Genomic DNA, 14,852 nt, shown 5'->3' on the forward strand with positions numbered 1-14,852 from the left:
GTACCCGGAGCCGACGGGCGAGGTGCGCATGAGTCTGTCACTGCGCTTCGCCGCCGGTTCGCACAAAGGCATGATCCGGGAAGGCAACGAGGACTCCGGATACGCCGGCCCACGCCTGCTCGCCATCGCCGACGGCATGGGCGGCGCCGCAGCCGGCGAGGTTGCCTCCTCCGAGGCGATCTCCACCATCGTTCAGCTCGACGACGACGTCCCCGGCTCCGACGTACTCACCTCACTCGGCGCCGCCGTCCAGCGGGCCAACGACCAGCTGCGGCAGATGGTCGAGGAAGACCCGTCGCTGGAAGGCATGGGCACCACGCTCACCGCCCTGCTGTGGACCGGCCAGCGCCTCGGCCTCGTCCACGTCGGCGACTCACGCGCGTACCTGCTCCGCGACGGTGTCCTCACCCAGATCACCCAGGACCACACCTGGGTGCAGCGGCTCGTCGACGAAGGCCGCATCACCGAGGAGGAAGCGACCACGCACCCGCAGCGCTCGCTCCTGATGCGCGCGCTCGGCAGCGGCGACCACGTCGAACCCGACCTGTCCATCCGTGAGGTCCGGGCCGGCGACCGCTACCTGATCTGCTCCGACGGACTGTCCGGAGTCGTCTCCCACCAGACGATGGAAGACACCCTCGCCAGCTACCAGGGCCCCCAGGAGACCGTCCAGCAGCTGATCGAGCTGGCACTGCGCGGCGGCGGCCCCGACAACATCACCGTCATCGTCGCCGACGTCCTCGACCTCGACACCGGCGACACCCTCGCCGGACAGCTGTCCGACACCCCGGTCGTGGTCGGCGCCGTCGCCGAGAACCAGAACCACCTGCACGACAACGGCATCATGCAGACCCCGGCCGGCCGCGCCTCCGGCCTCGGCCGCCAGGTCCCCGGACAGGGCGGCGCAGGCGGCGAGTTCGGCCCACCCGGCTCCGGCGACACCACCGGCTACATCCCCACCAGCGGCTTCGGCGCCTACGGCGACGACGACTTCGTCAAACCACGGCCCGGCCGCAAATGGCTGAAGAGATCCCTGTACGGGGCGCTCGCCCTGGCCGTGGTCGGCGGCGGACTCTACGGCGGCTACCGCTGGACACAGACGCAGTACTACGTCGGCACCAACGGCGAACACGTCGCCCTCTACCGCGGCATCAACCAGGACCTCGCCTGGGTCTCGCTGTCGAAGGTCGAGAAGGACCACCCCGAGATCGAACTCAAGTACCTGCCCCCGTACCAGCAGAAGCTGGTCAAGGCGACCATGGCCGAAGGCGGCCTGAAGAACGCCCAGGCCAAGATCGACGAACTGGCCGTGCAGGCCTCCGCGTGCAAGAAGGAAGCGGACCGGCGCACCGCCGAAGCCGAGAACAACGCACAGACCGGCCAGGGCGAAGCCGGCGGCACCACGGGAACCACCCGCGCCTCCCTCACGTCCAAGGCCACGCCGAGTCCTTCGGTTTCCGGATCACCGACCCCGACCCAGACCCCGTCCGCGACCGCCACTCCCAGCCCCGGCCCCAGCCTCTCGGAGGAAGAGCAGAAGGTCGTCTCGCTGTGCGGTAAGCAGTAGGCAAGCCGTGAGAGGCCCCGTCACACGATGAGCAGTACTACCAACACGTCGACACAGCACACCTCCACGATCGGCTCGATCGGCACACCGAGCCGGCGCAACACCGAGCTCGGACTCCTGGTGTTCGCCGTCCTCATCCCGGTCTTCGCCTACGCCAACGTGGGACTCGCCATCAACGACGAGGTGCCGACCGGCCTGCTGAGCTACGGACTCGGCCTCGGCCTGCTGGCCGGCGTCGGCCATCTCGCCGTCCGGAAATTCGCGCCGTACGCCGATCCGCTGATGCTGCCGCTGGCCACCCTGCTCAACGGGCTCGGCCTGGTCGCCATCTGGCGTCTGGACCAGTCCAAGCGCCTCCAGCAGAGCAGCACCTACGTCGAGGCGGCACCCCGCCAGCTGCTGTACTCCGCGATGGGCGTCGCCCTCCTGGTGGGCGTGCTGATGCTGCTCAAGGACCACCGCGTCCTCCAGCGCTACACGTACATCTCCATGGCCGGTGCACTGTTCCTGCTGGTCCTGCCGCTCGTGCCCGGACTCGGCGCGAACGTCTACGGCGCCAAGATCTGGATCAAGATCCCCGGCCTCGGCACGCTCCAGCCCGGTGAGTTCGCGAAGATCGCCCTCGCGGTCTTCTTCGCCGGCTACCTCATGGTCAAGAGAGACGCCCTGGCTCTGGCCAGCCGCCGCTTCATGGGCCTGTACCTGCCGCGCGGCCGCGACCTCGGTCCGATCCTCGTCGTCTGGGTGATGTCGATCCTCATCCTGGTCTTCGAGACCGACCTCGGTACATCCCTGCTGTTCTTCGGGATGTTCGTCATCATGCTGTACGTCGCCACCGAGCGGACCAGCTGGATCGTCTTCGGTCTGCTGATGTCCGCGGTCGGCGCCGTCGGCGTGGCGAGCTTCGAGCCGCACATCCAGACACGTGTGCAGGCCTGGCTCGACCCGATGCGCGAGTTCGAGCTCTCCCGCGCCGGCGTCCAGGACGGCGTCGTCCACTCCGAGCAGGCCATGCAGGCCCTGTGGGCCTTCGGCTCCGGCGGCACCCTCGGCACCGGCCTCGGCCAGGGCAACTCCGACCTCATCGGCTTCGCCGCCAACTCCGACTTCATCCTCGCCACCTTCGGCGAGGAACTGGGCCTGGCAGGCGTCATGGCGATCCTGCTGCTCTACGGCCTGATCATCGAGCGCGGCATCCGTACCTCGCTCGCAGCCCGTGACCCGTTCGGCAAACTGCTGGCCATCGGCCTGTCCGGCGCCTTCGGCCTCCAGGTCTTCGTCGTGGCCGGCGGTGTGATGGGCCTCATCCCGCTGACCGGTATGACGCTGCCGTTCGTGGCCTACGGCGGTTCCTCCGTCATCGCCAACTGGGCCTTGATCGGCATCCTGCTGCGCATCAGCGACACCGCACGCCGCCCGGCGCCCGCCCCCGCCCCCAACCCCGACGCCGAGATGACCCAGGTGGTCCGACCGTGAACAAGCCCCTGCGCCGGATCGCGATCTTCTGCGGACTTCTCGTCCTGGCACTGCTCATCCGCGACAACTGGCTCCAGTACCTCCGCGCGGACGAGCTGGCCAGCGACACCGACAACCGCCGCGTCGCCATAGAGCGATACGCCACCCCACGCGGCGACATCATCGTCGACGGCAAAGCCATCACCGGCTCCAAGCAGGCCTCCAGCGGCGACTTCGAGTACGTCCGCACCTACAAGGACGGCCCCATGTGGGCGCCCGTCACCGGCTACGCCTCCCAGGCCTTCGGCACCAACCAGCTGGAGAACCTCGAGGACGGCATCCTCACCGGCAACGACGACCGGCTCTTCTTCCGCAACACCCTCGACATGCTGACGGGCAAGAAGAAGGAGGGCGGCAACGTCGTCACCACCCTCAACTCCGCCGCCCAGAAGGCCGCCTACGACGGCCTCGCCGAACGCGGCAAGGGCGCGGTGGTGGCCCTCGACCCGGAGACCGGCAAGATCCTCGCGCTGGCCTCCTACCCGTCGTACGACCCCTCGACGATCGCCGGATACTCCGGCGACGACGCGAAGGCCTGGAACAAACTCCAGAAGAAGAACAACGCCAACGACCCCATGCTCAACCGGGCGCTGCGCGAGACCTACCCGCCGGGCTCCACCTTCAAGGTCGTCACCGCGGCCGCCGCCCTCGAGCACGGCCTCTACACGGACGCGAACGCGCCCACCAAGACCCCGCTCCCGTGGACCATGCCCGGCACCACCACCGAGCTGGAGAACGAGGGGAACATCCCCTGCGAGAACGCGACCCTGCGCGTCGCCCTGCAGTACTCCTGCAACACCGTCTTCGGCAAGGTCGGCTCCGACCTCGGCAACGACAAGATGCTCGAGACAGCGAAGAAGTTCGGCTTCACCTCCGAGCAGTACACCCCGGTCCGCGCCAACGCGTCCGTCTTCTCCGACGACATGGCCCCCTCCGAGGTGGCGCTGTCCTCCATCGGCCAGTTCAACACCGCCGCGACCCCTCTGCAGATGGCCATGGTCGCCTCCGCCGTCGCCAACGACGGCAAGCTGATGAAGCCGTACATGGTCGACGAGCTCCAAGGGCCGGACTTCGACCCGGTCGAGAAGACCGAGCCGGAGCAGATGAGCGAACCGCTGTCGCCGGAGAACGCACAGATCCTGCAGTCGATGATGGAGACCGTCGTCAGCGAAGGCACGGGAACCAGGGCACAGATCGACGGCGTCACCGTGGGCGGCAAGACCGGTACCGCCCAGCACGGCGTCGACAACAGCGAGAAGCCGTACGCCTGGTTCATCTCCTACGCCAAGCTCGGCGACGGCAGCTCGCCGGTCGCCGTCGCCGTGGTCGTCGAGGACGAGCAGGCGGACCGCGGCGACATCTCCGGCGGCGGCCTCGCGGCGCCCATCGCGAAGAGCGTGATGGAGGCGGTCATCGAAAGCAAGAAGTGAGAGCCCCGTCACGTCGTCTTCACATCGATGCACGTTGCGATACCGGTCCTGTATCGGCTGACGGGCTTGGCCAGGTCACACAAAGCGAGCCGGGTACGGTAGGCCCGGACGGCAGCCTCCGGCCGCACGACGTGCCGGTCGGGACCGACGGAGAGGGCTGGTAGGTAGCTTATGGAAGAGCCGCGTCGCCTCGGCGGCCGGTACGAGCTGGGCCAGGTGCTCGGCCGTGGTGGCATGGCGGAGGTATACCTCGCGCATGACACCCGCCTCGGCCGCACCGTGGCGGTGAAGACGCTGCGCGCGGACCTCGCACGCGACCCGTCGTTCCAGGCCCGCTTCCGCCGGGAGGCCCAGTCGGCCGCCTCGCTCAACCACCCCGCAATCGTGGCGGTCTACGACACGGGCGAGGACTACATCGACGGGGTCTCGATCCCGTACATCGTCATGGAGTACGTCGACGGCTCCACCCTCCGTGAGCTCCTCCACAGCGGCCGCAAGCTGCTCCCGGAGCGCGCCATGGAGATGACCATCGGCATCCTCCAGGGCCTGGAGTACGCCCACCGCAACGGCATCGTCCACCGCGACATCAAGCCGGCCAACGTCATGCTGACGCGCAACGGCCAGGTCAAGGTGATGGACTTCGGCATTGCCCGCGCCATGGGCGACTCCGGCATGACGATGACCCAGACCGCGGCCGTCATCGGCACCGCCCAGTACCTCTCCCCGGAGCAGGCGAAGGGCGAGCAGGTCGACGCGCGGAGTGACCTCTACTCGACCGGCTGCCTGCTCTACGAGCTGCTGACCGTCCGTCCTCCGTTCGTCGGCGACTCCCCGGTCGCGGTCGCGTACCAGCACGTCCGCGAGGAAGCCCAGCCCCCGTCGGTCTTCGACCCCGAGATCACGCCCGAGATGGACGCCATCGTCCTGAAGGCACTGGTCAAGGACCCGAACTACCGCTACCAGTCCGCCGACGAGATGCGCGCCGACATCGAGGCCTGCCTCGACGGCCAGCCGGTCGCGGCCACGGCAGCCATGGGCTCGGTCGGCTACGGCGGCTACCCCGACGACCAGCCGACCACCGCCCTGCGCTCCGACGGCCACGCCGGCGCCACCACCCTGCTCCCCCCGGCCAACCCGGACGACGGCGCCTACGGCTACGACGACCGCCCCGACCGGCGCCGCCAGAAGAAGTCCAACACCTCCACGATCCTGTTGGTCGTCGCGGCCGTGCTGGTCCTCGTCGGCGCGATCCTGATCGGGCGGTGGGCCTTCGGCGGCGGGGGTGTCGGCAACGACACGGTGAAGGTGCCGAACTTCGTGGGGCTGACGCAAGAGGACGCGCAGAGGCAGGCGAACAACTCCGATCTGAAGCTGTCGGTCAGCAACAAGCCCTGCGAGAACCAGAAGAAGGGCAACGTCTGCGACCAGGACCCGGATCCCGAGACGACGGTCGACAAGGGCACCTCGATCAACGTCGTGGTGTCGACGGGGGCGCCGAAGGTTGCGGTGCCGAGTGTCGTGGGCGACAGCCTTGAGGACGCGCAGGCGACGCTTGAGAGCGACAAGTACGAGTTTGTCGTCAAGACGAAAGAGAAGGAGTCCACAGCGGAGGAGGCGGGCACGGTTCTTGAACAGGACCCGGCCCTCGGTGAGGAAGTGGAGAAGGGCTCCACTATCACCCTCACCATCGCCAAGGAGAAGGAACTGGTCACCGTTCCGAACGTCTCCGGCGGCAACCTCACCTGTGACGAGGCGAAGGCCCAGTTGGAGGCCAGTAACCTGAAGGCCAATTGCACAGAGGAGGAGAACACCACGGTCGAGGCTGGCAAGGTCTTCTCCCAATCCCTCAGCCCGAACAGCCAGGCCGAGCCGGGCTCAACGGTGGAATTGAAGTTTGCCAAGGCGGCCGAGCAGGTCCAGATTCCTGCAGACATCGTCGGCAAGAAGCTCAAGGACGTGCAGCAGCAGCTGTCCGGCCTGGGCCTCACCGTCCAGCTGGCGCCCGGGTCCTCCAACGACCAGAACGCGACGGTCGTCACAAGCCAGCCGACCCCTGGCAGCCCTGTGAACAAGGGCGACACCGTGCAGCTGTTGACCGCCGCCCCTACCAATAACAACAACGGCGGCCTCTTCGGAGGCGGAGACTCCGACTGACGCTCCGCACCACGCAAGGCGAGAGCCCCGGCACCCCCTCGTGGGGGGTGCCGGGGCTCCGTGCTCGTCACTGCCGCGGCGGGATCAGCGACGGTGGGGCGAGTGTTCCCTGGGCGGTCTGATGCTGGATGGGTAGCGCAAGTCGATTCAACCAATGGCTGAGCAGCTGCTGGATGGCAACATGAAGGCTTTGCGGCAGTTCGTGAACCGGTCGGACGCCGGTGCGGCAGCGGAGGCGGCACGAGCGGCTGGCGAACTCCCAACCTAAACCGACGGGTCAATCAAGCTCATTTTTGCCCCCTGAGTTTCAACTCGGCGGGGCAAAGCGCTGTTAAGCCACCGTCGAGCGTATGGAGAAGCACCGCCGGGTTATTGACACGTTCAGAGCCTCACACTTTAAAAGAACATCTATGGACATGTCACCCCACTGCGAGGAGATTCTGTGACCAGGATCACATCGATACCTGCCCCATATAGCCACTACATGCTACTTTATTGATCTTGAAGCAGTCATTACTGGGAACGGTGTTCCTGACCTACAACTCTTCCAACGGCTACAACTGTGCGGTTGCCATCCGAGACACGCCGGACTACTCAGCCCCGGAGTACATGGGCGTGCGACTTGAGAGAACTGGCGACATCTACAGCGCAAAGACGGACGGGGGCAACTACACCACTTACGCAGGTCCCGTCTACGTCTATGGTGTGGGGTCCTGCATGGACTGGAACGGTGTAATCGTGAAGAACAACCTCGCCTACGTCGGGGAAGGTAACGCCACGAACTGTGGTTGAGCGCAGGTGCAGGACAGCTGATTCAGGTCATCAAAGGTAGGCACTGTGGGTGTGTTCGTCGGCGTGAACGACGAACAATGAGTGGGCGATAGCACCGCGAAGAAGCCCGCAACATGTACATGAATCACCCAAAAGCCTGATGCTTGTCCAGATCTGCCAGTCCATTTTATTCGGACTGGCAGATCACACATATCCGCCACCGTCCCCTGATCACCCGGGCGACACTCGCTTCGGAGCAGTAATAGCTCCAGATCGGCGTTCCGGACGGACAAGGGCCCCTCCAAACTTGACGCTCGATCGACGTGGTCACCACCAGACACGGTCCTGACTTCTACTGCTGGGTCCAAGCCTGCACGACTGGCCGAAATGTGGAGAAGCAGGCGCCGGGCCATACGTTGACACCGGGGCTGCGGGCCGCGTTGTCGCATGTCCGCTCGTACGTCGATCGTGTCTTTCCATATGGCCTTTCGTGGGTCTTCGAATTTAGGCGGGGTGGAGGTGTCCGCGGGCTCGGGGGGTGGTGACGCAGCGTGTGCGTAGGCGTTGGTTGGCGGGGTTGCGGAAGCCGTGGGCGGCGCGGGCGACGAGCTTGATCACGCGGTTGATGCCTTCGCTCTTGGCGTTGCTGTGGCCGGTGGCCATGAACGCGGCGATCTCCGGCCACCAGCGGTCCACCGTGACGGCCAGCCGGCGAACTTCGGGGATCTCGGAGTCGGTGCACCAGGTCAGGAACTTGAAGCGCAGGTGGCCGATGCGGTGGTGGTCGGCGCCGGTGCGGGCGCAGGCGAGCAGGTCCCGCAGCCGTTCCTTGGCGATCCAGGCGGTCAGCAGGGTCATGCCGATGCTCCCGGCGTCGATGAGCGCGTTCCACATGATGCTGAACTGGGCGTCGGTGAGGTCTTCCCGGTTGCGCAGGAGCCGACACCGGGCTTTCCACTCCGGGTCGCAGGCCCGTCCGGCGCCGGCCGCGCAGGGCGGCGGTTGTCCGGCGCCGGACGATGTTCAGCATCTTGTTGGCGAGCTGCACCACGTGGAAATGGTCGACGACCACGGTGGCATGGGGCAGCCCGGTGCGGATGGCGGCCCGGTAGCCGGGGGACATGTCGATCGCGACGTAGCGGATCTGCCGGCGCCATTCCAGCGGGGTGGTGGCGAGCCAGGCCAGCACGTCCGAGGGGGCGCGGCCCTCGACCTGGCCGAGCAGTCCCTGGATGCCGAAGGGCGTCCACGAAGCCGGTGTGCCAGCGGTTCGCGGCCGGTTCCCACCGGCCGCCGGTTACCAGCGGCCGGTTTCCGGGTTCTGGCGCCATTGCATGCGGCCCCGGCGGGTCTCGTCGATCCCGAGGACGGTGACCGGTTCGAGGGCCGCAGCCGTCACCGCCTGCCCGGCGGTGCGGAAGGCGTCCATCACCGTGGGCCAGGACAGGCCCAGGTCCCGGGCCGCCTGGACGACCGTGGAACCGGCGTCGCGCACCCGCCGCCCGGCCGCGTTCCGCAGCCGGGTGGTGATCCTCGCCCCGGCCGGGACCTGGCGCACCTGCTCGGTGAAGCTCCGGCGCGGGCAGGCCGGCTCGGTGCAGTACCAGCGGCGCTTGCGCCACACCAGCTCCAGCTTCCGCTCGCCAAAGGGCAGATCCCGTGGGCGGGTGTGCACGAAGCCCTTGACGCGCACGGCGAACACCCCGCAGGAGGGGCAGGCCCGTGCGCCTCGTCCGCGGTGGTCAGGTGCACCCGCCGGGTGCCGTCCGTGAACCGCTCGACTTTCTCAACGGCCAGGCCGTCCAGGTCCAGCAGCAACGTCGTATTGTTGTCCAAGCCCGTGTGTCCAGGTGATCAAGCTGCGTAGAGAACAGTCATGATCACCCATGACCACGGGCTTCCTGCGTCCGGGGACCGACCCCAACTCGCCTGATCTCACCGCCCGTGACGATGCGGCAGGCCACCCCCCAGTTACGCCCCGCTCAACTTCGAAGACCCCCTTTCGTTGATCGGATGGGGTGGGGTGCCGAAACTCTGCCCTGGCCAGAAAAGCCACACCGCAAGCGGAAGGGCAGAACGTGATCAACGAATCGGCGCTGCTGGAGTCGAAGAGCCTGCGCGACAGCGTGCTGGAACGAACCGACGTACTCGACAGGGTGAAGGCTCTGTCACTGCTGCCGGACGGGATGCATGTGACGACGGCGATGGTGGCGGCGTACTTCAACGTCACTGTGGAGACCATCCGAGCCCTGGTGCACGACCATCGAGCGGAGCTGGAATCGAATGGGTACCGAGTGCTGACAGGCCAAGAACTGAGTGACTTCAAGCAACTCAGTGGAATCCAGTCACGCACACGTTCCCTCGCTCTCTTCTCCCATCGGGCCGTCCTCAACGTCGCCATGCTGCTCCGAGACAGCGAAGTCGCACGTCAGGTGCGTGTGTACCTCCTCGACATGGAGTACCTGGCGCGTACACAGCCTGTGGAAAACCCAGCCCCCACTGACCCCACAGACGTCGCATCCCTCGACGACCGCATCGACCAACGCATCACCCACATCCTCGGCAAGACGGTCGTCCCGATGTTCAACGCCCTGATCGAGACATCGGGCGAGCACCGCAAGGAGCTGATCGCCCTGCGGGCGGGAGTCCAGCGCATCGAGCGACGGCTGCACCAGCACCACGCCCGGCTGAAGCGGCTCGAAGGGGTACGGGACAACCGCCCCGCCGTCGGAGTCATGGCCGCCATGGACGCCATGAACGGCCGCACGTTCGAGCGCCACATCGCCAAACTGCTGCAACGCGACGGCTGCACCAACGTCGTCGTACAAGGCGGTCACGGCGACCGGGGCGTCGACATCATCGCGCTCACGGCCGACGGGCGACGCCTCGTCGCCCAGTGCAAGAGGTTCGCGCCGTACCTCTCCATCACCAGCCCGGACGTCCAGAAGTTCATCGGGTCGGCGAAGGTTCTGTACGGCGCGGACGTGGCGCTCTACGTGGCGACGTGCCCCTTCACTCCTGAGGCCCTGAGCATCGCCGCCGAGGCCGGCATCACCGCCGTACACCGCGGCGTGCTGGAGGAGTGGAGCGCCGGTGAACCGCTGAAGATCCTGGAGTAGGCATGGTGTGACGCGAAGAGGCCCGAAGCCGCAAGAGAAGGTTGCGGCTTCGGGCCTCCGCCATGCTAGGTGACTGACCTCCCATAAGGAGGCCTGTCAGCGCAGTTCCTCCGGCACCGTCCGCTCCCCATCCACCTTCTCCACCCGCTCCAGCTCCCCCCACACCACATACCGGTACCGGCTCGTGAACACCGGCGTGCACGTCGTCAGGGTGATGTACCGGCCGGCCTTGTTCCTGCCGGACTCCTTGGGGATCGGGTCGAGGACCTTGACGTTGTACTTCGAGGTCTCGGGAAGGACGGCGTAGACCTTGTAGACGTACCACTTGTCCTTCGTCTCGAAGACGATCGGGTCGCCCTTCTTCAGCTTGTCGATGTCGTGGAACTTAGCGCCGTGGCCGTCGCGGTGGGCGGCGAGGGAGAAGTTGCCGTTCTTGCCGCTGGTGGGAAGGGCCGCCTTGACGGGGTCGGTGTAGTAGCCGGCGACGCCGTCGTTGAGGAGCTCCGTGGACGTGCCCTTCTTGATCAGGATCTCGTCCTTGTCCATCGCGGGTACGTGCAGGAAGCCGATGCCGTCCTTGGTGTCCAGCGCGCCGGGCCCGGAGGGCGCGGAGCTGGCCCAGTTGTCGCGGACCTTGTCGCCCTCCTCGTCCGCCTTGCGGTCCGCGAGGACGTTCGTCCACCACAGCGAGTAGACGACGAACAGACCGAGAACGAGACCTGCGGTGATGAGGAGTTCACCGAAAAAGCTGACCGCCATGGCGATCCGGCCGGGGCCGCGGCGCCGCGGCCCGGGCGCAGCGGGGCCGGTGTCGGTGTGCTCTTCGCGATCGGTGGTCGCTGCCACTGTTCCTCTGCCCCTGCCCTTAACTGACGAGCGCATCCGGCTTGCCCTTGCTGCGCGGCCGTTCCTCGACCATCTTGCCCCAGACGATCATCCGGTACTTGCTCGTGAACTCCGGCGTGCAGGTCGTCAGGGTGATGTACCGGCCGGGCTCCTTGAAACCCGAGTCCTTGGGGACCGGATCCAGGACGCTGACGTTGCTCGGCGAGGTCACCGGAAGGATCGACGCCATCGAGTAGACGAAGTACGTGTCCTGCGTCTCCACAACGATCGGATCGCCCGGGTCGAGACGGTTGATGTACCGGAACGGCTCACCGTGCGTGTTGCGGTGGCCGGCCAGCCCGAAGTTACCGGTCTTCGCATCCGGCATCGCCGTCTTCAGCGCGCCCTCCGCGTAGTGGCCGACCATGCCGCGGTCGAGCACCTTCTTGTTGCTGGTGCCCTCGGCGATCGGCACGACCACGTCCAGCTTGGGAATGTGCAGCAGCGCGAAGCCCTGGCCCGGCTCGAAGGTGCCCGGGTTGCGCTGGCCGCTCGCCCAGTCGTCCTGGAGCTGGCTCGCCTCGTTGCCGGCCTGCGCATGCGCCCGGACGTTCGTCCACCACAGCTGGTAGGTGACGAACAGCAGCATCAGCACGCCGGTGGTGATGAACACCTCACCGATCACCCGGCTGGCGACCACCGCCGGGCTCGGCCTGCTCGCCCGCGCCTGCCGCCGCGCCTCCACCCGGGACAGGGGACGCTGCGGAGCCGTCGTCGTGGCATCGGTCGCGGCGGGCCTACGGGAGCCTCCGTGACGCCCGTGACGCCGCTTGGCGGCCTTTCTGCGGGCCGCACGGCCACCGGGGGCGGGTCCGGCAGCGGAAGGGGCCGACGGGGCGGGAGAACCCGATATGGACTCGCCGACGGAACGCACCTCGCCCGGCGGCTCGGGTATCCGCAGCGCGACGGTCTCCTCATCGACGGGAGGCTCGTACGACGCCTGATACGGCTCCTGGGACGGGGGATACCCCTCCGTGCCGTACCAGTCCGTACCGGGCGCCGCGGTCACGCCGTGGCCCTGCCCACCACCGGGGCGAGCCCCGCCGACCTCGCCACCGCTCCGTGGTCGCCGCACTCCACCAGCCAGTTGGCCAGCATCCGGTGACCGTGCTCGGTCAGCACCGACTCGGGGTGGAACTGCACACCCTCGACCGGGAGTTCACGGTGTCTCAGGCCCATGATGATGCCGTCGTGCGTCCGCGCGGTGACCTCCAACTCGGCCGGCACGGTGACCGGCTCGGCGGCCAGCGAGTGGTAGCGAGTCGCCGTGAACGGCGAGGGCAGACCCGCGAAAACGCCCTTGCCCTCGTGCTCGACCAGCGACGTCTTGCCGTGCAGCAACTCCGGCGCACGATCCACGACACCGCCGTACGCCACCTGCATCGACTGCATACCGAGGCAGACACCGAACACGGGCACCCCGGCGTCCGCACAGTGCCGGACCATGTCGATACAGACACCGGCCTGTTCGGGGGCGCCGGGACCGGGCGACAGCAGCACACCGTCGAAACCGTCATCGGCGTGCGCGGTCGAAACCTCGTCGTTGCGCAGGACCTCGCACTCGGCACCCAGCTGGTACAGGTACTGCACCAGGTTGAAGACGAAGCTGTCGTAGTTGTCGACGACGAGAATGCGCGCGCTCACTGGTTGTCCACCGTCACATCGTTGAAGGGAAGCAGCGGTTCGGCCCACGGAAAGACGTACTGGAACAGGACGTAGATCACGGCCAGGATCAGTGCCAGTGAGATCAGCGCCTTGACCCACGCGTTCCCCGGCAGATGCCGCCAGATCCAGCCGTACATGCCGTCCCTTCCGTCGCACCACGGCACCAGACTCACGCCGTACTGCACCAGACTAACGGCGCAGGGCCGCTGGTTTCCCGGCCTCCACAGGCTGGGTGGAATCCAGATGCGCCCAGACGATCAACCGATGGCTGTGACCCCACTCCGGTTCGCAGGTCGTCAGGGTCAGATAGCGGCCCGCACGCTTGTACCCCGACGAGCGGGGCACGGGGTCGATCACCGCCACATCCGTGGGCACCGTCTTGTACGGCCCCTTGCCGATCCGGTACGTGAACCAGGTCGCCCCATCGGTCAGCACCACCGCGTCGCCGCGACGCAGCCGGGGGAAATCCTTGAAGGGATCACCGTACGTGCGCCGGTGACCCGCCACCGAAAAGTTCCCCTTCTGACCGAGCTGCGCGGTGCCGGCGTAGTGGCCGAGGCCCTTCTTCAGGGTGTCGGTGGCGGTGCCCTCGAGCACGGGCTTGTTCCACGTGAAACCAAGACGCGGGATGTACATGATCGCGAACGGTTTCCCGTTCTCGTACGCCGCCGGCTTCGGAGGACTCGCGGAGGCACCGGGGGCTGCGCCCGGCTGCACGGCCCCCTGCGACCACTGCTCCTGGAGCCGGTCGACCTCGTCGTCCATGACGTTGTCGGCCTTCACGCCGGTCCAGAACAGCACATAGACGACAAAGAGCACGATCACAGTGCCGACGGTGATGCACAGTTCGCTGACGGTCCTGACGATCACGCGCACCGGCGGCTCCTGAGCGGCGCTTACTCCACGGGTTTCGCGTAGTGCAGGTCCACTGTGCCCGAGTAGCCGGGCAGAGTCACCGTCCCGTTCTCCTCCACTTTCCAGCCCAGGCCGTAGACATTGACGTACACCATGTAGTTCTGGATCGCCGGCGACGCCGAAAGCGCCTGCTGCAGCTTCTCCGGGTCACCGACCGCCGTGATCTTGTACGGCGGTGAGTAGACCCGGCCCTGGAGGATCAGGGTGTTGCCCACACAGCGCACCGCACTGGTGGAGATCAGCCGCTGGTCCATGACCTTGATCCCCTCGGCTCCGCCCTCCCACAGGGCGTTCACCACGGCCTGGAGGTCCTGCTGGTGGATGACCAGGTAGTCGGGCTGCGGCTCCGGATAGCCGGGGAGCTTGGCGGTGGCGTTCGGCGGAGCGTCGTCGAGCGTCACCGTCAGCGCCTCACCCGTGAGCTCCTGAGTACCCGCCTTCTCCTCCAGAGCGGCGAGCTTGTCGTCCTCCGCCTTGGTGCTGCCGTCATCGCGCTCGGCGAGGGACTCGACGTCCTCACGCAGGGCCGCGTTGGACTCGTCCAGCTCGCCGTTGTTCCGGCTGCGCTCCTCAATCAGGTCGGAGAGCTTCAGCAGAGACGCATCCGTACGGATATTGGTGCCTTTGGCCGTATGGAAACTGGTGAAGAAAATGAGCCCCGCGAGAGCGAAGACGCCCACCGTGAGCAGCCGCACGGGCCGGAAAGCCCACCGGCGGGCAGGGCTGGATCCCGTCCCGGGGGAGTCGGCAGAATTGCTCAACGTACCCTTATCTCCTTCGGCGCCACGGAAGCACTACGCTAACGGACGCCCGGGGGAGCGCTCTGAGCCC

General features: G+C 67.0%; 13 protein-coding genes and 4 pseudogenes. 7 read left to right on the top strand and 10 right to left on the bottom strand.

Annotated features, from left to right (window positions below):
* Positions 1 to 28: 28 nt before the first annotated feature.
* From ACFVJQ_RS11360 to ACFVJQ_RS11385, 6 genes and pseudogenes are all read left to right on the top strand, one after another.
* Positions 29 to 1,567 carry a Stp1/IreP family PP2C-type Ser/Thr phosphatase gene (locus ACFVJQ_RS11360; protein WP_385783334.1) on the top strand — a complete coding sequence of 513 codons (1,539 nt, stop codon included), beginning with the start codon at positions 29 to 31 and terminating at the stop codon, positions 1,565 to 1,567.
* A gap of 27 nt (positions 1,568 to 1,594) precedes the next feature.
* Entirely contained in the window at positions 1,595 to 3,043 is a 1,449-nt protein-coding gene (locus ACFVJQ_RS11365; protein ID WP_385510419.1) for an FtsW/RodA/SpoVE family cell cycle protein, read from the top strand.
* The gene (locus tag ACFVJQ_RS11370) at positions 3,040 to 4,512 is read left to right on the top strand and encodes a peptidoglycan D,D-transpeptidase FtsI family protein (RefSeq protein ID WP_385510420.1); all 1,473 of its coding nucleotides are present in this window, start codon (positions 3,040 to 3,042) and stop codon (positions 4,510 to 4,512) included. The genes ACFVJQ_RS11365 and ACFVJQ_RS11370 overlap by 4 nt, the downstream gene beginning before the upstream one ends.
* Positions 4,513 to 4,683: 171 nt before the next feature.
* Positions 4,684 to 6,666: a Stk1 family PASTA domain-containing Ser/Thr kinase gene (pknB, locus tag ACFVJQ_RS11375; protein ID WP_385782872.1), complete on the top strand. Its 1,983-nt coding sequence runs from the start codon at positions 4,684 to 4,686 to the stop codon at positions 6,664 to 6,666.
* Positions 6,667 to 6,706: 40 nt separating this feature from the next.
* A pseudogene (locus tag ACFVJQ_RS11380) lies at positions 6,707 to 6,880 on the top strand (transposase); the annotation flags it as partial.
* A gap of 281 nt (positions 6,881 to 7,161) precedes the next feature.
* Positions 7,162 to 7,458, top strand: a complete 297-nt coding sequence (locus ACFVJQ_RS11385; protein ID WP_385510423.1) for a hypothetical protein — start codon at positions 7,162 to 7,164, stop codon at positions 7,456 to 7,458.
* Positions 7,459 to 7,941: 483 nt separating this feature from the next.
* Here the strand turns inward: ACFVJQ_RS11385 and ACFVJQ_RS11390 are convergent.
* The 4 genes and pseudogenes from ACFVJQ_RS11390 to ACFVJQ_RS11405 form a co-directional block, all read right to left on the bottom strand.
* Positions 7,942 to 8,382: pseudogene (locus ACFVJQ_RS11390) on the bottom strand (transposase); the annotation flags it as partial.
* Between the two features lie 34 nt (positions 8,383 to 8,416).
* Positions 8,417 to 8,671, bottom strand: a pseudogene (locus tag ACFVJQ_RS11395) (transposase); the annotation flags it as partial.
* 63 nt (positions 8,672 to 8,734) lie between these two features.
* Entirely contained in the window at positions 8,735 to 9,061 is a 327-nt protein-coding gene (locus tag ACFVJQ_RS11400; protein WP_385783337.1) for a helix-turn-helix domain-containing protein, read from the bottom strand.
* A pseudogene (locus ACFVJQ_RS11405) lies at positions 9,041 to 9,148 on the bottom strand (transposase family protein); the annotation flags it as partial. The gene ACFVJQ_RS11400 and the pseudogene ACFVJQ_RS11405, both read right to left, overlap by 21 nt.
* 367 nt (positions 9,149 to 9,515) lie before the next feature.
* Here ACFVJQ_RS11405 and ACFVJQ_RS11410 point away from each other — a divergent pair.
* The gene (locus ACFVJQ_RS11410; protein ID WP_385782875.1) at positions 9,516 to 10,556 is read left to right on the top strand and encodes a restriction endonuclease; all 1,041 of its coding nucleotides are present in this window, start codon (positions 9,516 to 9,518) and stop codon (positions 10,554 to 10,556) included.
* Between the two features lie 96 nt (positions 10,557 to 10,652).
* Here the strand turns inward: ACFVJQ_RS11410 and ACFVJQ_RS11415 are convergent, their stop codons facing one another.
* Genes ACFVJQ_RS11415 through ACFVJQ_RS11440 form a run of 6 tightly spaced genes read right to left on the bottom strand, consistent with a single transcriptional unit; the run spans position 10,653 to position 14,782 of the window.
* Complete coding sequence (locus tag ACFVJQ_RS11415; protein ID WP_385782878.1) at positions 10,653 to 11,402, bottom strand: class E sortase; 750 nt, start codon at positions 11,400 to 11,402, stop codon at positions 10,653 to 10,655.
* 19 nt (positions 11,403 to 11,421) lie between these two features.
* On the bottom strand, positions 11,422 to 12,528 hold the full coding sequence (locus ACFVJQ_RS11420) for a class E sortase (protein WP_385510667.1): 1,107 nt from the start codon (positions 12,526 to 12,528) through the stop codon (positions 11,422 to 11,424).
* Positions 12,447 to 13,085: an aminodeoxychorismate/anthranilate synthase component II gene (locus ACFVJQ_RS11425; RefSeq protein WP_385510428.1), complete on the bottom strand. Its 639-nt coding sequence runs from the start codon at positions 13,083 to 13,085 to the stop codon at positions 12,447 to 12,449. Before ACFVJQ_RS11425 ends, ACFVJQ_RS11420 begins: the two co-directional genes overlap by 82 nt.
* Positions 13,082 to 13,279, bottom strand: a complete 198-nt coding sequence (locus tag ACFVJQ_RS11430) for a hypothetical protein (protein ID WP_385783357.1) — start codon at positions 13,277 to 13,279, stop codon at positions 13,082 to 13,084. Before ACFVJQ_RS11430 ends, ACFVJQ_RS11425 begins: the two co-directional genes overlap by 4 nt.
* A gap of 16 nt (positions 13,280 to 13,295) precedes the next feature.
* Positions 13,296 to 13,982, bottom strand: coding sequence for a class E sortase (locus tag ACFVJQ_RS11435; protein WP_385510429.1), 687 nt, complete (start codon positions 13,980 to 13,982; stop codon positions 13,296 to 13,298).
* 20 nt (positions 13,983 to 14,002) lie between these two features.
* Positions 14,003 to 14,782 carry a DUF881 domain-containing protein gene (locus tag ACFVJQ_RS11440; RefSeq protein WP_385782882.1) on the bottom strand — a complete coding sequence of 260 codons (780 nt, stop codon included), beginning with the start codon at positions 14,780 to 14,782 and terminating at the stop codon, positions 14,003 to 14,005.
* Positions 14,783 to 14,852 lie beyond the last annotated feature (70 nt).

Origin of the sequence: Streptomyces sp. NPDC127197 (genome assembly GCF_042672405.1) — a bacterium.
Lineage (GTDB): Bacteria > Actinomycetota > Actinomycetes > Streptomycetales > Streptomycetaceae > Streptomyces > Streptomyces flavusporus.